21 protein-coding genes and 1 riboswitch are annotated in these 21112 nt (G+C 34.3%); of the genes, 7 read left to right on the forward strand and 14 right to left on the reverse strand.

The features are described 5' to 3' along the window. Positions 1-3: 3 nt before the first annotated feature. From BFG57_RS15025 to BFG57_RS15050, 6 genes are all read right to left on the reverse strand, one after another. Entirely contained in the window at positions 4-1512 is a 1509-nt protein-coding gene (locus tag BFG57_RS15025; RefSeq protein WP_069718308.1) for an efflux RND transporter periplasmic adaptor subunit, read from the reverse strand. Positions 1513-1678: 166 nt separating this feature from the next. Next, positions 1679-2845: an iron-containing alcohol dehydrogenase gene (locus BFG57_RS15030; RefSeq protein ID WP_069718309.1), complete on the reverse strand. Its 1167-nt coding sequence runs from the start codon at positions 2843-2845 to the stop codon at positions 1679-1681. A gap of 118 nt (positions 2846-2963) precedes the next feature. Continuing rightward, complete coding sequence (locus BFG57_RS15035; protein WP_069718310.1) at positions 2964-3482, reverse strand: YfiT family bacillithiol transferase; 519 nt, start codon at positions 3480-3482, stop codon at positions 2964-2966. A 205-nt stretch (positions 3483-3687) separates the two neighbouring features. Continuing rightward, positions 3688-5379, reverse strand: a complete 1692-nt coding sequence (locus BFG57_RS15040; RefSeq protein ID WP_069718311.1) for a methyl-accepting chemotaxis protein — start codon at positions 5377-5379, stop codon at positions 3688-3690. Between the two features lie 116 nt (positions 5380-5495). Further along, a riboswitch (cyclic di-GMP riboswitch) is annotated at positions 5496-5582 on the reverse strand. 6 nt (positions 5583-5588) lie between these two features. Continuing rightward, entirely contained in the window at positions 5589-6761 is a 1173-nt protein-coding gene (locus BFG57_RS15045; protein WP_069718415.1) for an ATP-grasp domain-containing protein, read from the reverse strand. Positions 6762-6947: 186 nt separating this feature from the next. Continuing rightward, complete coding sequence (locus BFG57_RS15050) at positions 6948-7517, reverse strand: lysophospholipid acyltransferase family protein (protein WP_069718312.1); 570 nt, start codon at positions 7515-7517, stop codon at positions 6948-6950. Positions 7518-7823: 306 nt separating this feature from the next. Between BFG57_RS15050 and BFG57_RS15055 the strand changes: the two genes are divergently transcribed. Continuing rightward, the gene (locus BFG57_RS15055; RefSeq protein ID WP_069718313.1) at positions 7824-8693 is read left to right on the forward strand and encodes a DMT family transporter; all 870 of its coding nucleotides are present in this window, start codon (positions 7824-7826) and stop codon (positions 8691-8693) included. A 40-nt stretch (positions 8694-8733) separates the two neighbouring features. On the opposite strand, the gene BFG57_RS15060 is transcribed toward BFG57_RS15055, so the two are convergent. Next, positions 8734-9372 carry a MarC family protein gene (locus BFG57_RS15060; RefSeq protein WP_069718314.1) on the reverse strand — a complete coding sequence of 213 codons (639 nt, stop codon included), beginning with the start codon at positions 9370-9372 and terminating at the stop codon, positions 8734-8736. A gap of 311 nt (positions 9373-9683) precedes the next feature. After that, complete coding sequence (locus BFG57_RS15065; RefSeq protein ID WP_069718315.1) at positions 9684-10280, reverse strand: YitT family protein; 597 nt, start codon at positions 10278-10280, stop codon at positions 9684-9686. Between the two features lie 159 nt (positions 10281-10439). Here BFG57_RS15065 and BFG57_RS15070 point away from each other — a divergent pair, with 159 nt between their 5' ends. Further along, entirely contained in the window at positions 10440-11252 is an 813-nt protein-coding gene (locus BFG57_RS15070; protein ID WP_069718416.1) for an EcsC family protein, read from the forward strand. 379 nt (positions 11253-11631) lie between these two features. On the opposite strand, the gene BFG57_RS15075 is transcribed toward BFG57_RS15070, so the two are convergent. From BFG57_RS15075 to BFG57_RS15090, 4 genes are all read right to left on the reverse strand, one after another. Further along, the gene (locus tag BFG57_RS15075) at positions 11632-12471 is read right to left on the reverse strand and encodes a copper amine oxidase N-terminal domain-containing protein (protein WP_069718316.1); all 840 of its coding nucleotides are present in this window, start codon (positions 12469-12471) and stop codon (positions 11632-11634) included. A 147-nt stretch (positions 12472-12618) separates the two neighbouring features. Beyond that, on the reverse strand, positions 12619-13230 hold the full coding sequence (locus BFG57_RS15080) for a hypothetical protein (protein ID WP_069718317.1): 612 nt from the start codon (positions 13228-13230) through the stop codon (positions 12619-12621). A 173-nt stretch (positions 13231-13403) separates the two neighbouring features. Further along, on the reverse strand, positions 13404-14033 hold the full coding sequence (locus BFG57_RS15085) for a hypothetical protein (protein ID WP_069718318.1): 630 nt from the start codon (positions 14031-14033) through the stop codon (positions 13404-13406). Between the two features lie 136 nt (positions 14034-14169). Continuing rightward, complete coding sequence (locus tag BFG57_RS15090; protein WP_069718417.1) at positions 14170-15735, reverse strand: peptide chain release factor 3; 1566 nt, start codon at positions 15733-15735, stop codon at positions 14170-14172. 237 nt (positions 15736-15972) lie between these two features. On the opposite strand from BFG57_RS15090, the gene BFG57_RS15095 reads away from it, so the two are divergent. Both BFG57_RS15095 and BFG57_RS15100 read left to right on the forward strand, forming a co-directional pair. Next, positions 15973-16581, forward strand: coding sequence for a restriction endonuclease (locus BFG57_RS15095; protein ID WP_069718319.1), 609 nt, complete (start codon positions 15973-15975; stop codon positions 16579-16581). A gap of 13 nt (positions 16582-16594) precedes the next feature. Further along, a complete protein-coding gene (locus BFG57_RS15100) occupies positions 16595-17389 on the forward strand; it encodes an arylamine N-acetyltransferase family protein (protein ID WP_069718320.1) in 795 nt (264 codons plus the stop codon). 73 nt (positions 17390-17462) lie between these two features. Here BFG57_RS15100 and BFG57_RS15105 read toward each other — a convergent pair whose 3' ends face one another. Then, positions 17463-18017 carry a phosphatidylglycerophosphatase A family protein gene (locus BFG57_RS15105; RefSeq protein ID WP_069718321.1) on the reverse strand — a complete coding sequence of 185 codons (555 nt, stop codon included), beginning with the start codon at positions 18015-18017 and terminating at the stop codon, positions 17463-17465. A gap of 349 nt (positions 18018-18366) precedes the next feature. On the opposite strand from BFG57_RS15105, the gene BFG57_RS15110 reads away from it, so the two are divergent. The 3 genes from BFG57_RS15110 (at position 18367) to BFG57_RS15120 (ending at position 20622) form a co-directional block, all read left to right on the forward strand. Then, on the forward strand, positions 18367-19092 hold the full coding sequence (locus tag BFG57_RS15110) for an alpha/beta hydrolase (protein WP_139125162.1): 726 nt from the start codon (positions 18367-18369) through the stop codon (positions 19090-19092). 109 nt (positions 19093-19201) lie between these two features. After that, positions 19202-19723, forward strand: a complete 522-nt coding sequence (locus BFG57_RS15115; RefSeq protein WP_069718323.1) for a YjcG family protein — start codon at positions 19202-19204, stop codon at positions 19721-19723. A 224-nt stretch (positions 19724-19947) separates the two neighbouring features. Beyond that, positions 19948-20622, forward strand: coding sequence for a DUF421 domain-containing protein (locus BFG57_RS15120; protein ID WP_069718324.1), 675 nt, complete (start codon positions 19948-19950; stop codon positions 20620-20622). A 168-nt stretch (positions 20623-20790) separates the two neighbouring features. On the opposite strand, the gene BFG57_RS15125 is transcribed toward BFG57_RS15120, so the two are convergent. Further along, positions 20791-21072, reverse strand: coding sequence for a hypothetical protein (locus BFG57_RS15125; RefSeq protein WP_069718325.1), 282 nt, complete (start codon positions 21070-21072; stop codon positions 20791-20793). Positions 21073-21112 lie beyond the last annotated feature (40 nt).

Below are 21112 nucleotides of genomic sequence, written 5' to 3' on the forward strand. Positions count from 1 at the left end.
AAACTATTCACCTCCCTTTTGTGGATTTGGTTGTTCTTCTGAAGAAGGTGGCTGTTGCGGACGCTGACCACCATTTCGATTTGGCATTCCTTCTCCATTACGATTGTTTGGTGGCATTATAGTTGGTTCTTCACCTGGAAGTAATACATTCATTCCATCATTAACAAGCTTGTGACCATTAATAATAAGCTGATCTCCAATTTGTAGATCTCCTTTAATAGCTGTTTGCTCTGTTTGACTATTGATAATTTCCACTTCTTTTTCTGATGCTTTTCCTTCTTCTACCGTATACACAAAATACTTATCTGCCTTCTGTAAAATCGCACTCGTCGGTACAATTAGTTCATCTTCTACTAATACATCTTCAAATAATAGTTGAACAATACTTCCACTTGTTATGCCATCTATAGGGTTCCCTAACTCTAATTCAACATCATATAAACCATTATCATTTGTTGACGTTGATACATAGGTTACGTTTGCCACTAGAGTTTGATCAGTATTATTAGTCAATACTTTGACTTCTTGACCAATTGGCAATAATGGCTTTTGTTCATGTGTAATTTGTGAATCTATTTTTAAATTACTGTAATTAGAAACAGTTAGCAGTGGGGTTTGAGTTGATAGCTTATCCCCAACTTGATAATTGATTTCGCTAACTTCACCAGAAATCGGTGAAACAATCGGTGAATCATTCACATTTTCTTGCGCATCTTGCACCTTTAACTCGGCTTTCTGAATGTTAAGATTTGCTTGTTCAATTGCTACTGCTGACTTTTCTAGGTCCTTCTCAGCAGATTCTAAATCGATTTTCGCTTGCTCATAACTAGTTGAGTCTTTTTGTTGATCACCCTCTAAACTAAGCTGACCTTTTTCATAAGCTAGCCTCGCTTCTTCCTCTTGTTGTAAAGATTGTTCATATTCATTTCGAGTGATTGCCCCTTCATTGTAAAGACGCTCTTTCTTCTCTACAGTTTCTTTTGCTTCCTTCCATCTATTTTCTAATTGTTCCAAATCCAACTGGGATTGTGTCGTATTTCCTTCTTCACCTTCACTCCATTGGTTGTATTCTGCTTCCACTTCCTCATATGTTAACTTTGCTTTATCAAGTCGCTGCTGAGATTGCTCTTTAGATATTTGCGCGTTTTGAAGCTGCTGCTTTTCATTTTGAAGCGCAACTTGTGCATCTAGTAACGCAGTTTGTACATCAGAAGTATCAACAGTTGCCAATACTTGTCCAGCTTGAACTGTATCTCCTTTCGTAACTTCAAGTGCTACTAGTTCACTTGAAACCTCTGAGATAATATTAGCGTACTGATCAGTAATAACATCTCCATAGATTTGTTGGGAAATTACGAGATTTCCTTTCTTAATGTCAGCTACTTCAACTGAAACACTCTGTTGCATCATTCCTCCTCCAGGCCTTCCTTGCATTTGACCTTGGGTTGCATTTGATGAACATCCCGTAATAACAATTGATAATATTAAAATAGATAAATATTGCTTTTTCATTTGAATCGTATTCCCCCTAACAAACATTCCACGTTCTTACTTTGACTTCTTCATCTTAAAATTAAATTGTGTCAAGTAGATGTCAAAATTAAACTTGATTGAGAAAATGCAAAAAAAGACTGTAACCATATTTCAGGTCACAGTCTCTCAGTTAATAATTACAAAATTATAACGATCGATTTAAAATGTCTCGAACACTTTCTTCATCTAACTCTTTATATGTACCTACACCAGGCTTAACAAAAGTCTTCTCAATAATCGCATCAAAATCTGAATCATCTATCTCATAATCTGCCAAACGACTAGGTGCATCTAGAGAGTTCCAGAAATCACGCAATGCACGTGCACCTTCTGTAGCTACTTCAACATCTGTTTTTCCATCAGTTGTTATGCCAAATACATTAACTGCAAGTTGTTTCACACGACTTGGATCTTCTTCAATTACGTGCTCTAACCAGTTTGGAAATAAAATTGCTAAACCGCCACCGTGAGGAATATCATACACTGCTGAAATCGCATGCTCAATTCGATGTGTCGCCCAGTCGCCTCCATCAGTACCATTAGATAATGTTCCATTAAAAGCAGTCGTACTAATATACATCATCGTTTCACGATGTTCAAAAGACTCTAAGTCGCGAAGTAACTTAGGCGCTGTTGTAATCGCTGTACGTAATAGCGATTCAATAAAACCATCAATCATCGGTGTATTTTCTGTTCGATGAAAATAATGCTCTAACGCATGTGACATACTATCGACAATACCATACACTGTTTGATTCTTTGGAACTGTGAACGTATATGTTGGATCTAAGATTGAGAATTTAGGGAATACGAGTGGAGATCCCCAACCAAGCTTTTCCTTCGTCTCCCAATTTGTAATTACAGAAACAGAATTCATTTCAGATCCTGTTGCAGCAAGTGTCAATACTGTCCCGAATGGAAGTGCAGCTTCTATTGGAGCTTTACGAATAATTAAATCCCACACATCTCCCTCATATGCAGACCCAGCAGCAATCGCTTTCGTACAATCGATTACACTACCACCTCCAACTGCGAGCAAGAAATCAATGCCTTCAGTTCGACAGATTTCTACTCCGCGACGCACAGTCGTTAGACGAGGGTTTGGCTCAACTCCTGATAATTCAAATACTGTTGCATTTGCTCGTTCTAACTGATTGATGACATCTTCATACACACCATTACGCTTGATGCTTCCTCCACCATAAACGACAAGTACTTTAAGACCATCTTCACCTAACTCTAGCGGAAGTTTTTCGATCTGTCCTTTACCGAAATGCAACTTAGTAGGATTATATTGCACAAATGTATTCATCTCTCCACCTCAACTCAAATTATTCTTTCCTTACATAATGTAGCATATGCCCACTTATAGTGGAATTTTATCGCACTATTACTAGCCTTCCTTTCATATTGATTAATACGTTCATTTCTCACCAATTCATACGTTCACGAAGAGATGTTATGTGTGCGATATGATGACGTCCGTGCCAAGCATAGATCCCTACATTAGTACTTAACTTGACAGTGCCTGATTCAGGATGTTGAAAGGTCTTCTCTAATTCAGCTTTATTCAATGACCTTAACAAAACTACCCATCTTATATGTAAAGACTCTAGTAATTGTAATGAAACTTCTATAGGTAACTTTGTATCAGGAAGCTCAGCCCACTTCGCTTCTTCATACAATTTTATAGTCGGATTATCCTCAGTGAGTGCTAATTTAAAACGAGTGTAACTATTAATATGGCTGTCAACAATATGATGGACAACTTGACGAACAGTCCATCCGCCTTCTCGATAAACCTTATCTAATTGCTCATCACTTAATCCACTCACTGCTTTCTTTAATTGAGATGGCGTACTTTCAATCTCTTTTATCCAACTTTCCACTATTTCTTGTGTTGGGTCTCCAACATAATCAAACTCTCCTATAGGATAACGAAGATCCATTTCAACAGTCCCTCCCTTAAACTTTATTCATCTATATAACTATCTTAAATTAACTTTACATGAACATCCTTAAAAGTTCCATTACTAGTAAGGTCATTAAACAATATATAATCTTAACTAAAAATTTATTCAAAGTACTGACTTCATCTATTAAAGAAGAAGGTCCGATTCTCACAATAAGAACCAGCACCTTCTACTTATTTTTTTAAATTCTATACACTTTAAACATTCGCTCTATATTTTCTGACATTTCCGATAGTTCCTTACTCAGGTTAGTTAAACCACTTGTTGCTGAGCGTTGCTGATCAGTTGAAGCTGAAATCTCCTCTGTCGTTGCAGTCGCCTCTTCAGAAATCGCTGCAATCTCTTGAATTGTCGAGAGTGACTCATTTGTAATTTTCTTTATTTGTTCGCTTTCTTTCTTAATAATTTCTGTACCATTTGATAGTTGTTCAATTGATTTCGTTATTTCAGAGAACATCACACCGTTCTCTTGAATTAAACCAACTCCAGTCAAAATTTCCTGGAAATTTTGCTCATTGTATTGAATAACATCATTTGTTTTCTCTAATATTTCCGTAATGTTATCATTAATATGATTAATTGATTCATCTGTTTGATTAGCTAACGACTGAACTTCACGTGCAACAACTGAAAAACCTTTTCCTGCTTCACCAGCACGTGCAGCTTCAATTGAAGCATTCAAAGAAAGTAAATTAATTTGAGCCGAAATATCTTTAATAATTTTCACGATTGTAACGATATTTTTTGATTTGTCTCCTAGTTCTTTTAATTGTTCTGAAGTATTCTTCCCTTGCTTTTGAATTTTCACCATCTGACTAGCAAGGTTTTCAGCCTGATCTTTCCCTTCGGATGATAGATTATAAGTACTGTGAGCCAAAGAAACGATTTTCTCTATATTCTTATCCTCTACTGAAACAGAATCAGATACTTTTTGAACTGTATTCGAAATTACTTCCATATGGCTAGATAATTCTTCAGAGCCTTGGGCGCTTTGGGTTGTTGCAGACGCTACTTGTTCAGCAACTTCATCTAAATTACATGCTAAACTGTATAATTCACTACTTTTCGCTTCTGCTTCAGTGGCGTTTTGTCTCACATTTTGAATGTTATTACTCATATTTTGACGCATTAACTCAAAGTTATTTGCAAGCTTGCCTAGTTCATCATTTGTCTGTACCTCTATCTGTTCAGTTAAGTCTCCTGCCATGATCTTCTTAACTGCAGAAGCAATTGTATTTATAGGTTTAGCAAAATAACTTCCTAACTTATAGGAAACGAAAACACCTATTAGAATTGAACTGATAACAAAGATACTACATAAAAACCATAGCTTTTCCTGCAGTTGTTGGATAAACGATGCGTCCATATCAATACCGAACAATGCATCCGTACCGTCAATTGGCTTAAATAAAGATTTATGTACACCAAAATCATCACTATATATACTACTTACCACTACTTCTCCTGATTGAAGAGATTCTGTTTGCTCAGGTGTGAAAGGATATTCAACTAAATAATCCTCACTACCATTTAACGCAATAATTACTTCTTTATCATCTACTTCTCCGACTACATAGATGTATTCAATCCCTTTTCGCTCCTCTACAAACTGGTTCATTTTCATTACCAACTCTTCTTGTGAACGCTTGGACTGAATCGCTTCTTCAACTGCATCTTTATCTAAGTTTTCCTCAAATTCATTCATATGCATTGCTAATTTATCCTCAAACTGAGTAATAACATGTTCATCAATAATAAACTTTGACGTAAAAAATAGGACAAAAGAAAATGCGATCGTAATAAGCAATAGTGGCACAACAATACCAATCATTAATCGATATCGGATCGAACGAAAAGATAGTTTCTTTAACATGTAGGAGGACTCCTTCTCTTCTATGATAACTAAGTGGATAAAATAAAAACTATTCCTAGCAAGAGGAATAGTCAGACGCAAAATAACAAGGAAATTTTATTAATTTCCTCATTATAATCGGTAACTCAGCCGTCATAACTATTAATAGCCGTAGACCTGAAGCTTTGCGTCCTTAACTTTCGATAAGTTTGCCTTTATCATCTATTCATTTATACAAGCATGGCACGTTTTTCGATTACAAACTGATTTAAATCAAGGTGTAATAGACGCTCATTTTCATCCATATTCTCACTTTGATAAAACACGACTGCAAAAGTCTTATCATGTTGAGAAAAGATTGAACGATAATCTAATAACTCTGTAAATTGACTTCTGAATTGACGTTCATCTATAAAGTCAATCGCATGATAATCTAAATGTTGCGGAAGTTCTGCACAGAAAAAACTATAAATTCGATTGTCCTGTCGATCAACAACCTTATCCCAATCAGGTTTCGTTTGGTTTAACAAATGTTCATACATATTTTCTCCATAAGCATAAAAGCCTAAATCAGTTGTACCAATTCCAGCAAAACGAAGTGGGTTCACTTCAATTGGTGCTAGATTACATTCATCGTCTAAACGAACCTCAATATGTAATGGGAAATTCTTAAGTGGCAACTTCTCGCCCAATCTATGAAGAAATGATTCAATCGCATCCTTCACCTCAAGGATAACTTGCCTACTAGTATAGTAAATTCTGTCACTGACATCATTTTCATTTGCAAACATTCGTTTAAACATATTTAAAATTACTGGCTCACCATTTGCATTATAATAAGCATCAATTGCATATTCGTCACCTTGTAACCATTTCTCAATAATCAAGGTTTGGTTATCGACAACTGTTGACGTATAGTAACTGCTCGCCTTTTCAATATCTTTCTTTAAGACCGGAACCGTTTTGTACCAATCTTCAACACTATTTAAACGGTGTACTCCAAAACTTGAATAACCTGCTGAAGGTTTAATAATGACTGGATATTGAATTACCGTAGGGTCGAATTGTTCAATTTCATTAAGCTTTACTTCCTTAAAAAACAAATTAGGAAAGAAGTCTTGAACGAGCCTTCGAAATGCTGCTTTATTCTTAAAAAGCTTCGCATATTTTAACGCATCTATATGTGGTTGCTTTTCCTCAAGAACTGTTAATACGCTCTCTGAATTTGTCAATAATAGCTGCTCTTTCATTAGTTTGATTTTAGAGAACCTATCATCAGGCATCATATTTAACCCATTTTCAAATGGAATGAACACACCGTTCGACTTATGAACAGGAGTATTCGTTTTCGTTAATGTTTGTGCAAGTATTGGTGAAACATATGGGACGTCTACTAGTATCAATATTTTCATTTCCTCTCTTTTGTACTATTATCACACTATATATCGACAGAACATCGTATCTTTTAATGGCCTATTTTGGTATTTTTTGTAGAGTTTTGTAGAATGTTATAGATTATATCTGCAAACAATATATAGGTCAATAGAGAAAAAAGCTAATGAATGTGATCACATTCATTAGCTTTTTGGTCAAAACCGAAGCTTCTCAACCTCTGTTTTTAATTGTTTTGTTAACATTGTCGAATTATCAAATTCTCGAGGATTTATCGGCTTTCCAAACTTTAAGATTACTTTTGAGAAGGGACGGTACTTCCCCACTATTGCAGTTGGAATGATCACTGTTTTTGTTTTTATGGCAAAAGTAGCCGCTCCCTGATGAAATACACCAAGTTTCCCTGTCTTAATATTTTTCCCTTCTGGAAAAATTCCTAATACATCTCCTTTTTTTAATACTTTCAACGCACTTTTATAAGCACCAATGTCTGAAGTACCACGCTTAACAGGAAAAGCGCCTAATTGCATAATAATGCTACCTATAAAATCATATTTAAATAATTCTTCTTTAGCCATAAAATATACTTTGCGTTTCAGAAAGCATCCTATTAATGGAGGATCTAAGTTACTTGTATGATTAGAACAAATAAGGACTGCGCCAAGTTCAGGTATATTCTTATGCCCCTGTACTTCTACCCGAAATAGAAATTTATATAGTAATTGAAGCGACACTTGTAATACCGTTCTTAACGAAAGTTTGTTCATGCAAACACCTCACTTAAAAAATTGTCTTATTTGTTTAATTAGGGACAAATATTTAGACAATTCGTTAATCATAAGTAATAAAGTTTGTTCATGATAAAAACTAACTATACTAGAAAACATTCATAACTTGTATGTCCACCAAATCATCAATCAATACTTAGCTTATTTTAAGTTACATACTCATTCTCCATTTTTTTAACTTTCAAATTGATTGACACTATCTTCTCTTTTCGATAATGTAATGGTTTGAATTACTAATGATATTTACATGCTTTTTGTATATCTACTAGGAGTTGAACACTAACGATGAGTGATAAGAATAAAGGAATTGTTCTATTACTAATATCAGCCTTCGGTTTTGCGATGATGTCTACCTTCGTAAAGATTTCTGGAGATTTACCAACTATACAGAAGACATTGTTTCGAAACCTCATATCTGCAATCATTTCATTCGGGTTTGTCATGTATTATAAAGAACGACTATTTGGAAAGAGAGAAAATTTTAAGCTCTTACTACTGCGTTCAACGTTAGGAACACTTGGAATCATCTTTTATTTCTATGCGATTGACCAACTCGTCTTATCAGATGCAGATATGTTAAATAAGCTTAGCCCATTTCTACTCATACTCTTTTCAGCAATCTTTTTGAAGGAGAAAGCAGAAACATATCAAATTGTCGCAGTGCTTATTGCATTTTTGGGTAGCTTACTTATTATCAAACCTCAATTTTCATTAGATACGGTCCCGTATATGGCTGGGTTAATGTCTTCAGTCTTCGCTGCTGGTGCTTATACATTATTACGAGTACTAGGAACTAAAGAAAAATTTTATACCGTCGTTTTTTTCTTTTCGTTTTTCTCTACCGTTGTCCTGCTACCATTTGTCATTATCTTCTATGAGCCAATGACTTTACAACAATTATCTTTCCTTCTTTTAGCAGGCTTCTTTGCAACAATTGGACAGTTTGGAATTACGATGGCGTATAAGTTTGCACCTGCAAAAGAAATTTCTATCTTTTCTTATACAAATATTATCTTCACAGCTATCATTAGCATTATTATATTTAATCAATCACCAGATGTTTTAAGTATTATTGGATATATCATTATTTTTGCCGCTTCTCTTTACATGTTCCTTATTAATAAGAAGGTAGCAGACAGAAAGAATTCAGGTTAATGCTCACCTGAATTCTTTTTATTTATCGTCAATAACAACATTAATTTATTTTTAGAATTGTTCGAATGATTGGTGTAATCCCGCTCACGATGAATTCCACCGCAATAACCATTACAATTAAACCCATGATTCTCATCAAAATATTATTACCTGTTTCACCAAGCCATTCATAAATTTTTGTCGAGTTTACAAGAATAATATATGTAATAAAGCAGACGAGAAAGACAGCTACTAATAATAAAATCTTCATGTTCAAGTCAGTTGCTGAATCCATCATAATAATTGCATTTGTAATCGCACCTGGCCCACAGATCATCGGAATGGCTAATGGAGTAACTGAAATATCATTCGTATAGCTTTTTATCTCCTTCTCACTGATTTTCGATTTAACCAATCTTGCTTGAAGCATATCTTGACCAATTAAGAAAAAGACAACACCACCCACAACTTTTAAACTATCGATCGTAATTCCGAAAAACTTAAATAAAAGCTGACCCGTTAATGCAAACGTAATAAGCATAAAAAAAGCAACAATAGTCGCCTTCCTTGCTGTAGTCTTTTTCACTTCTTTGTCGAGATCTGCTGTCATCGTCAAATAAATTGGCATAACACCAAGAGGGTTTATTAATGTAAAAAAAGATGTAAATCCTAGTAACAAAAAAGACAAATACTCGTTCATAATAGCCTCCTTTAAAATATTCAAATTTTCATGTAACATACAACTTTATTCTTATACGTATATGGATGATAGCTAAAAACATATTCATAAAAAACAACCTAGGAAAGAATCCTAGGTTATAATTTTTATTTAACAAGAACAATTGAAGATTAAGCCATATACAAAATAATCCCTGTTGATAGTAATTTCAAATAATCGTTCTACGACTCTATGAGTAAGTTGTCATATCATTCTATGCTTTACCATTGTCAGTGAAGTTTGCACTGAATTGTTATTATTCCGTCATTTTTTATCAATGAGACAAGCATAGTTTACACCTCTAAACCCGCCTTAACTCTTATTCTCACTTTTCCAATAATGTCAATAATTCGTGTACTTACCCACTGCGAAAGAAGTGCAAAGAAAATGACTTGAACATTTACAACAAAGCCTGTCATTAACAAAATAATCGTATTAATCCAAAATAATATTCGTCCTGCTGGTTTTTTACTAGCTTTTGAGATAATTAATGCTAAAATATCCATACCACCTGATGATGCACCTAAGCGAAACAAAATTCCTATACCTACACCAAAAATAACAGATCCTACCGCTAAATCAAAAACAACACTGTTAATTGGCCCTTCTAGTGATAAATGACTAACGACAAAAGAAGTCACCGTAACACAATAAATCGTCCAGATTGCACTTTGTTTCCCAAGCCACTTCACTGCGATAAATAACATGACAATATTTAACAACCAAAGTGTAGTTGCATGTGGAATATCAAATAATGCGTTTAAGATAATACTAATACCAGCTGCTCCGCCTGAAGAAATAGCATGTGGAAAAAAAAACAAAGCCATTGCCAAGCCTTGAATCGCTGCGCCAATAGTAAGACCGATTGCCTTGGTGTAGAAAATATTCAATTCAAAAACCCCTTATTGTTTCACTTATTTAATACTAAATAAGGTAACATATTGAAAGTTCAATGAACAGTCTCTTTACTAAATAATTTTGCTGAAACATTATATATACTAAGACGTATTAATCATTAACAAGGAAAAAGGAAAGTGAGCGATTTACAAATGGAGTCAGAAAAATTTTTAAGAGAAGCATTACTTGAAATCGAAGAATGGGAAAAAGATCAAAAATCGATATGGTTTTGGGAAAAAATCGGACGTATTCCATTCAAAATACTTGATAAGATTACTCCTAGTTTTATTCAAAAAAAAATCGGACTTATGTTAGATGAATTAGGAAATTTCATTCAAAATGGTGGAAACTATTTAACGAATGACAAGCTTATCATAAAGAATGTGGATAACCACTATCCAGACCAAAAAATTCAAAGTATCAACGATATACAACAAGTACCTCTTTCTGTTATGGATCATGTTAGTGAAGAATTAAAGAAAACAAGACGCAACGCTGCAACAGCACAAGGAGCGACAACAGGAATTGGTGGGATCTTCACCCTTGCAATCGATATACCTATCTTACTTGGGATGACATTGAAAACATTACAAGAAATCGCGATCACTTACGGCTATGACCCAAGTGATCGAAAAGAAAGAATCTTCATCGTAAAATGCTTACAATTCACATCAGCAGATATTGTTGGAAAACAAGCAATCTTAAATGAGCTTTCTTCATATTACAAAGAAGAAAACGAACCGAAAGAGATGATCGCTCAATTGCAAGGATGGCGTGAAGTCGTCTACAGCTATCGAGATAGCTTCGGCTGGAAGAAGCTCTTTCAAATGGTTCCTGTAGCAGGCATCATTTTTGGAGCCTTCACAAACCGATCAATGATGCATGATATTGCAGAAACGGGCATTATGCTTTACCGTAAGCGCAGAATTCATGAGCGACTTAATGACATGGCTAAAGAAGAATAATTAAATTTCAAATAACATGATAAGTAAGATTCTATTTACTTTAGTTAGCAAATACGCAATCTATATAAAATACAACATCTGTAATTAGATTATGCCTACCCAAGTACCTATCAGTGGTGAATGATGTAATTCCCACTGATAGGTTTTCTAATTTATAGAAATATTTAAGTATTTCACGTCTTAAGGTCAATATTTTACTATATTAGCCATTTGGATTTCATATCATATAAATAGTGTTATGTTTGTTCTTCCTTTGTTATAAAAAGTGATGGAATGACCTTTCTATTATTCACCCAACAATACTACCAACTTAATTCCGTTCATAATTTTAGAGTATATTATGTTAACCTTCGAATTTAAAATTATCGTCTATACTTACTCATTTTATATAAATCCCTTCTACCTTACTCTCCAGGTCGATTGCTGTTACAATTGCTTTAAATTGTCCACGCTCGTAAGAGACGACATACTTATTGGAAGCCTGATTAAATCCACCTTTTGTAGGAATTGAACCGACAACGTCTACAAATTTTAATAATGTTAAATCATCTTCGATATGGTAATACATTAGTCCTGTAATCTTATCACTCTCTTTATCTTGACTTTTGTCTACAGTTGGTGAACAAGATACATCCTCAAGTATCATCGCATAACTACTACTCCCATCATATATATCAATTGGTTCACCGTACTTCGCTTTCACTTCACCTACCGTTGGTGGGTCCACCATTGAGAATGGACATGTATTAAATGTACCTTCCTCTAAATAAGTTAAAAAGTTTTCGTCTATCACTTTACCAACTATGACAACCGTTTCCTGTCCGTTTAACTTATAGCTTGCTATATTTTGCTCACCATCCCAATTGACAAGTCCTCCGAATGCTTCAGCTGCATTGCGTAGTGAAATTAACGTTCGTTCATTATGTATGAATGCAGGAGAATCGATTAACATCTTCTCTCCATTTTTCATTAAGAAGTGCTCACCAATTTGAATCTGCACGTCTTCCCCTTCTAATTTAGCAGTAATCGTTCTCGTGTCTTGGTCCCAACTCACATTTGCACCCATTGATTCAAATAAAGCACGCATCGGCACATAGATTCTACCTTCTTTTAGCACCGCTCCGTCTATCATAACCTTTGCACTTACTTCCTGTGGTGTATATGAAAATAATAGAATAGTTAACCCAATTAATAGAAAAAACCATGTATTTTTGTTCATCTCAATTCCCCCTTTAATAGGGTATATGCAGAGCATTCACAAAACATGAATTAAATCTATTAATTTTTTCAAAAAAAATGTTTGTTTAAAAGATTCGATATAATATACCTTCTCTATTAAACAAACATGTTCATATTTTTATTAAAATTACACCGAAAGCAAATAGAAGCAAAACGCAATAAGACCGCTTGTCATTACAACATTAAGCAAACTCTGCTTCCAAAAGAACATTCCCTCTCTCGTTTCTCGATACAAATTTTGTAATTCTTGTTCGAACTCTGTTTTCCATGGAACTTTCCACGCTTTCTTGAAAGTACTTGAAAATTTTGTTGGTTGTTCAGAGAAAATTCCCCAGCTAACCTTCAACTCCGTATTTTCACTCGGTATCAAGAAGTAATATGCCTCCTCTTTTGAATGATCATTTTCTTCAAATGACAAGTTGCTTCTCTTTAAAGCTATCCTAATTTTTTTAAGCATCTCTTCTTTTGACGTTTCATAGACAGTAATTTTCCAATTGAAAATGAATTGAAAACACAATGCTAATAAAGTTATTCCAAAAAGTATAAGATACCCAACTATTAATCTTTCATGAAAGGTAATAAGCGGTTGTATAATTGAGAAACCAGCGCCTAGCAAAACAATTATTTTCGATTCTCTCATTACACCACTTTTATTATGAATTCTTATTATTTCAATGATAAAAAATAAAGCAATTAGAAATAGTATCGTAGCAGCGATAAAATTACCATGATGTTCCATTTACTCTCCCTCACCTTCAAATGACACACCCATTTTATACCATGATCTTATATTTTTCCATCCTCTTCCCCACAGTACAAAGAAATTAATCATATACCCCCTCAAAAAAACTTGCCCAAAAAACGATTTGATTTTACGTTTTTTAAACAAGCTCTCTCGTATACTACTATTAATTAATAAAATGCTGTAAGCATGTAGATAATGAATGCTACACCACCTATAAAAAATAGCAAGCTACTTATCATCTCACCCCAAAATATTTCTCCTTCTCTAAAATCTTTGTACTGATTTCGTAACTCCTCTTCAAACTCGTTCTTCCACGGCACTTTCCAGGCTTTCATCAAGGTTACTGAATATAAGCCAGGCTTTTTCGAAGCGTGTTTCAGGTAAAAGAAAGTAAGCTTCATCGTTGTCTTTTCATTTGGAAGAACAAAGATATGTTCTAAATCTGCTTTGCGCTGTTCTTCATGAAAGGGAACATCCATACTTTTTAACGTTTCTCTAACCTTATCTAACAGCTCATTTTCAGTCGTTCGATGAACAGATATTTTAGGTCCAGCAGCATAAAACCTTTTATACATGGAATAAAGCAAGATCGCACCTAATACAAAAAAAATATCAATAATATACTCTGTAAACATAAACAAAGGTTGTACTAGTGCTAATCCGATAGTAAACAAACGCAACATATTAGAGTCTCGCATGACTCCATATGTATGATGAAGTCTTACCAGCTCAACTAATTGATAAAAAATGATTAAGAATAATAACACAGTAGAAATTAACCTAACATACTCGACCACAAACTACACCACCTAGAAACTGATTCAGGTCCACCATTATACTTTCAATTTTTGTCTAGAACACCTATTATTATATCAATAATAAAAAAACTTCGTATCTTATCAATCAAGACACGAAGCTTTCGCTTAACTTAAGTTACTTTATTCGTTCTGGTCCACCTAACTTAATATCTGGATTTTTATCTTCGAACCATCTTAATGAGAAATCATTTTCAAATAAAAGAACTGAACGTTCATGCTGATCTTTTACGAGTAACTTACGGGAATCTGAAATATTGTCCTTTACTTCACCATCAACTATCCACTTCGCAATACCATACTTTTGTCTTTCCATCACAATGTTCACGTTATATTCATTGTTCATGCGATGCTCAAATACTTGGAATTGCAGTTCACCGACCGCACCGATAATATAATCTTCAAAGAAGGGTGTCTTGTAGAGCTGAATTGCACCTTCTTGTACAAGCTGTTCAATCCCTTTGTAGAAATGCTTTTGTTTCAGTGCATTTTTTGCATACACTTTAGCAAATAATTCTGGTGGAAACGTCGGCAATGCTTCAAATTGGAGTTCTCCATTCGATGCAGCAAGTGTATCTCCAATTTGATAATTTCCAGTATCGTATATTCCAATAATATCTCCTGGATAAGCTTTATCAACTGTTTCACGACTAGCTGCGAAGAATTGACTAGATTGACTTAATTTGATTGCTTTACCAGTGCGAGTAAGTTTGACAGTCATACCTCGTTCAAACTCTCCTGAACATACACGTAAGAATGCGATTCGATCACGATGCGCTGGGTTCATGTTCGCCTGAATTTTAAAGATAAAACCTGAAAACTCTTCATGTTCAGGACCTATCTCACCAATTGTTGAATTTCTCGGTTGTGGTGCATTTGAAAGGTGGATAAAAGCATCTAAGAAAGATTGCACACCAAAACCAGTAATCGCACTTCCGAAAAATACAGGAGTTAGTTCTCCTGCTGCTACTTTTTCTTTAGAAAAAGCATCCCCTGCTTCTTCAAGCAACATAACTTCCTCTTGAAGTTGTTCAAATGCCATTTCATCTAGCGCATCTGGGTTCGTTTCACCATCAATATCCAATGGCAACATATGCCCTTCACCGTTCTCATCGTACTTTTCAAATCTTTTCTCAAAACGATTATATACTCCGTTAAAACCTTTCCCCATACCTGATGGCCACGTTACTGGGTATGTTTCAATACCAAGTACATCTTCAATTTCTTCAAGTAATTCCAATGGGTCTTTACCTTCCCTGTCAAGCTTATTAATGAAAGTTAATATTGGAATACCACGCATTTTACATACTTTAAATAACTTTACCGTTTGTTCTTCGATCCCTTTCGTTCCATCAATGACCATAACTGCTGTATCTACCGCTGTTAACGTTCGATACGTATCTTCACTGAAATCCTCATGACCAGGAGTATCAAGTAAGTTAATCATATTATCTTGATAGATGAATTGAATAACACTTGATGTAACTGAAATCCCTCTTTGTTTCTCTATTTCCATCCAATCTGATGTTGCGTATTTCCCTGTTTTCTTACCTTTTACTGTTCCAGCTGAACGTAACATTCCTCCAAGATGCAAAAACTTCTCCGTTAATGTCGTTTTCCCTGCATCAGGGTGAGAAATGATAGCGAAGGTTCTGCGTGGAAGTATCGTTTCATTTTTACTCATATTTAATGTCCTTTCCATCTAAAACTCCATCATACTATATCACAAAATAACTATCTCACCAATCACAATCAATATTTCATTTCAATTATACATTGTATAAAACTTCCGATCATTTTGTTAGTAAATACAAACGCTTTCATGTATTTTTTGTTGATCAATCTTCATTAAACACTATATTGACAATTTATTTCTTAAAAATTAGTATTATTTTAACGATTACATAGGGAGTTGACTTCATTGAAAAGACAAAATGTATGGCTTGTTCGCCCGCTTCCACATGGCACAAATCACATGCAAGATTTTTTAAAAAAAGACATTATCGCAGTTGGATATCCCGTTGGTAAAGAACTTTCAAAATATACATATAATGAACTACGTGCCATTCTGAAGAAATATAATTGGGAAGAAGGGATTGGCAATGTTAATATTTTAGTTCATTTAATGGTAAAAGACGATATCGTACTTGTGCCTGATGATAATAAGAAAGATGTTTATTTCGGAAAAATAGTAAGTGACTACATGTATGATTCATCACTAGATGTTGATCAAGCAGGGCTTGGCTTCCCACACCAGCGAAAGATCGAATGGTTCTTTAATAAGAAGCCACTTCTCCGTTCAGAACTACCTGAAAGTATAAAAGGCTCACTTCGTTATCCAGGAACGGTTGCTGATATAACAAAACACAATTTGATCATTCATGAAATTCTTCACCATGAATCATTGCCTGAAGTACAGACCGACTTGAGAGATGAAGCAAAGCAAGTATTATTGGAACTTTTGCATAGTAATAATGAGGAAACACGTCTAAAAGCTGCGGAAATTATCATGCGGAATGTTCCTTATTAATGGAGGAAACAACATGAACGTGGTTGATAGTTATTTAAAACATATTCACATTAACAAACAGGACTATACGGATGATAAAGAGCTACTCAATGCCATTCATCATCATCACTATCTCTATATCCCATTTGAAAACTTAGATATCCATCTAGGAAAAAGGTTATCTATGAATCCTAACGAAGTACTAGAAAAAATAGTAACTGGTAATAGAGGTGGACTTTGTTATGAAACAAATAGTTTACTTTATCTCATTTTAGAAGAATTAGGATACAATGTACACTTCATATCTTCAAAATTCTGGAATAAAGAGAAACAAACATGGAATGCTGATTATTCTCATCTCGCATTATGCGTCACAATAAATGGAGATCAATATTTGTTTGATGTTGGAATGGGTGGAGCATTTATACATCCGATTCAATTAGAAGATAACAATACCCAAACCGATCTGAACGGTCAATACCGTATTGTAAAAGAAACTCAATCAAGTTTTATATTATTAAAGAATATTGATGGAAACTGGATTCAAGAGTTAAAAATAGATGCAAATCCACAACCTCTTGAAGCTTTTATTCCGATGTTACATAAAACAGAAACCGATCCACTATCACACTTTACTCAAAAAATCATTTGTAGCAAACAGACGCTAACTGGCCGAATTTCTATCACTAATCGTGCTCTGAAAATTACAAATCATGGAGAAAAGAACGTTTATCCGATTATAGATCATTTTGAATGGGATCGTTTATTGTACGAACACTTCAATATCAATATTCCGTCTATTTCATCAAAACTACAGACTATTAATTAGACGGACTTTATCTATTAACTATCATATTTATACCCACTTAACACTTTCATTTATAGTGTTAAGTGGGTTCTTTTTAACCGATTCGTTCTTCTTGGTCTCGTTTTTGTATCTCCTCTTCTGCAAGGTGTTCTTCACGATCACGCAATCGATGTGCTAAACGACTAGCTGCATTGGCAGCTACACTAGCGACTAAATCATCTAAAAATGTATGAACACCATTTCCTTCTTTCGTATCTAACTCCTTAATAATACCAACCTTTTGCTTATCTAAATGACCGTAAGTTGTAACTGCGATACTTCCATATCCAAATACTGCACCTAGCCCGATCGTTTCATCTACACCAAAGAGTCCTTCATCTGTTTCTACAATGGATTGAAGTGGTTCAGAAAGCATATTTTTCTCAGCAAGCTTGTCCAATTCTACGCCTACTAGGATAGCATGCTGCATTTCACGTTTTCCCAGAACAGCATTCACACTTTCAATACAATCCTCGATCATAACGTTATCATTGTATGGCTTTTGCATTTGCATCACGATATCTGCTATATCTTCTATTGTTACTCCTCGTTCAATTAATATTCTTCTCGTTGCTGCTTCTACATCATAACTGTGAACTTGTTTATTCATGAATGTTTCTCCTCTCTCTGTCTACTATTCTATAAGATGACTTACAGACCCAAATTGATTGGTCTATATATTATACTAAATAATATACCATTCCCCTTATTTTTCCTTATTAAACATCTTTCTTCATCATTCATTAATGATTAATTAAACAAATCAAATAATTACTGATGCTTGATCTCCCTCTTAAATTTCGTTTATTTTTCTAAGTTTTATAGTGTGAATCATAGCATCAGTCAAGACGAGATGAAACTTGTCATAAGAATTCCAACTTTAAGTATGATACAATTCATAATGAAAGTTTTAATTTTGTAACCGCTTAATTGAGATATTAAAATTGGAGGACACACCGATGGAAAGAGGAACTATTCAAGCAAGCACTTTTAAAAGTACTGAACTAAATGAGGAATTAGAGTTAATTACATATTTACCACCATCTTATTCACCACTCTATAAGCACCACATCGTCATTATACAAGATGGTCGTGATTATTTTAACTTAGGAAGACTTGCTACTACAGCTGATAAACTATATGACGAACAAGCAATTTCAAATGCAATTTTTGTAGGCATTCCATATAAAGATAAATACGATCGTCGCGAAAAATATCATCCTAATGGCAAGAAGAACGCTGCCTATATTCGTTTTCTTGCCCATGAGATTATTCCATTTTTAGATGAGCAATATCCTACTTATCAAATGGGATACGGTCGTTTTCTAATGGGAGATTCATTAGGTGCAACAGTTTCACTAAATGCTGCATTAATGTACCCAAATACGTTTGGGAATGTCGCGATGCATTCACCTTTTGTAAATGATGAGCTAATAGAGAAAGTTAAAAACTTCCCTAACCCTTATTTGCTGAAACTTTACCATATTATTGGAACAGATGAGCTTGAGGTCGAAACAACTAACGGTCAAGTGCAAGACTTTTTGACTCCTAATCGTAAATTGAATGAAGTCATTACCGAACGTGGTTTTGAATACTTTTATGAGGAATTTGACGGAAATCATATGTGGCGTTACTGGCAACCTGACATTGCAAGGACATTACAATACATGCTTGTTCATATCTAATTAATAAGTGTGAAAATTATAATAAATTTGTTATAATAAGAGGGAAAATCAACTTTTATAAACCGTAATTTTTAGTAATACCCTTTAACGATAATAGGAGGGAAAACGAATGAAATTTGGAATTGTTATTTTTCCAGCTAAAAAACTACAAGACACTGTAAATTCCTACCGAAAACGCTATGATCCACATTATTCATTGATTCCACCACATGTAACTCTCAAAGAGCCATTTGCAGTGAATGATGATGAAATCGAACAAATTGTTCAAGATCTCCGTTCTATATCAAAAGAGGTTGACCCATTTTCTCTCGAAGTATACAAAGCGAAGTCTTTTCATCCCGTGACAAATACAATCTATTATGCAGTAAAACCACATGAATCATTATTATCTCTTCATGAGAGCTTACATTCTGGTAATTTTGTAAACGAAAAGGAATTCGGGTTTGTCCCTCACATTACAATCGGGCAAAAGCTTTCTGATCAAGAACATTCTGACGTTCTAGGTCGCATGAATATGATGAATATTAATCATGAAGAAATGATTGATCGATTTCACCTATTATATCAATTAGAAAATGGCTCATGGACTGTACATGAAACATTTCAGCTTGGAGACAAAAAAGCGGATTAACAAATAACTACCTTTTACATAGAAGGACGAACTAGGTTTCCCTAGTTCGTCCTTCTGTTTTATACCGTGAGATTTGACCTTTATAAAAGGTATAATTCCTACTTCTTTGAACTTAATCTATCTTGAAAAATTGATGAACAATTTACTCCATTTTCCCTCATAACAACCTGTCATTTTTCACATGCTAAGGGCGACTAGTCTTTTAAGGGGATGGGGTGAATAGAGTGACATATGGACAAACAGCTATCGAATTAGTTATTGGTTTTATTGCATTGTTTTTCACAACGAAAATCCTTGGTAAATCTCAAATTACCCAAATCACAACCTTTGATTTCATTTCTGCCCTCGTTCTTGGAGAACTAGTAGGAAATGCTCTCTATGATGATGATGTTCGTATATATAGAGTTTTATTTGCTGTAAGTTTATGGACGAGTTTAATTTTATTACTTGAAGTTATTACACAGAAATTCAAACGAACTAGACATTTCCTTGAAGGGCAACCTTCAATAATTATTCGCAAAGGGGAAATCCATAAGGAGAGCTTAAAGAAGAATAAACTTGATGTGAATCAATTGCAACATCTACTTCGAACAAAGGATGTATTCTCACTTCGTGAAGTTGAATACGCATTACTTGAAACAGACGGTTCAATTAGTATTCTAAAACGTTCAGGTTATGCTACACCTACAAGAAACGATTTTAATTTACCTGAAGAGAAAGTTGTTTTACCTGTAACAATTATCATCGATGGAGAAGTGATTTTGGATAACCTACAATCAATTGGATTCGATGAAGCATGGTTAAAAAGTCAACTTCGATCACATGGAGCAGCCAATTTCAGTGATGTGATGTATGCAGAATGGAAAGAAGGAGAATCCATTTATATTGAAAAGTATTAAAACGAATACTAACACTAACGAATTAAGTTATCGTTTAAAGTAGGCGTTTTTAATAAAGCATCCATACATAATAATTACAAATATATTTCTCATCATTAGGAAATTATTGAAAATCTGCTATTCTTAAGAGTTACTGATCATTACAATTTTAAATAATTCATAATATTATTACGCATATTCATTAAAATTCAAGCCCGTACCCGTTATTTCTGCGTAACATGCGTCAATAATTTCTAGATCAACCTCTTTTACAAGTGGTTCATACTCTACTCTTTTTTTCTCGGCTAATCGATGATTTTCATGATACTTTTCCATTTGATACTCATTCAACTTAATTTTTGTACTTGTCTTGTGAACAGGTTTTATGCCTAACGCTCGCTCACGGTTCATCTCAACACGTTTGTGGTATTCTCTATATTGGTGATGATTAATAGGTAAAATATATCCCACTTCAAATCACCTCCTATTTGCTTAAACTGACGTTTAACAA

Source organism: Bacillus solimangrovi (genome assembly GCF_001742425.1).
Taxonomy (GTDB): domain Bacteria; phylum Bacillota; class Bacilli; order Bacillales; family Bacillaceae_N; genus Bacillus_AV; species Bacillus_AV solimangrovi.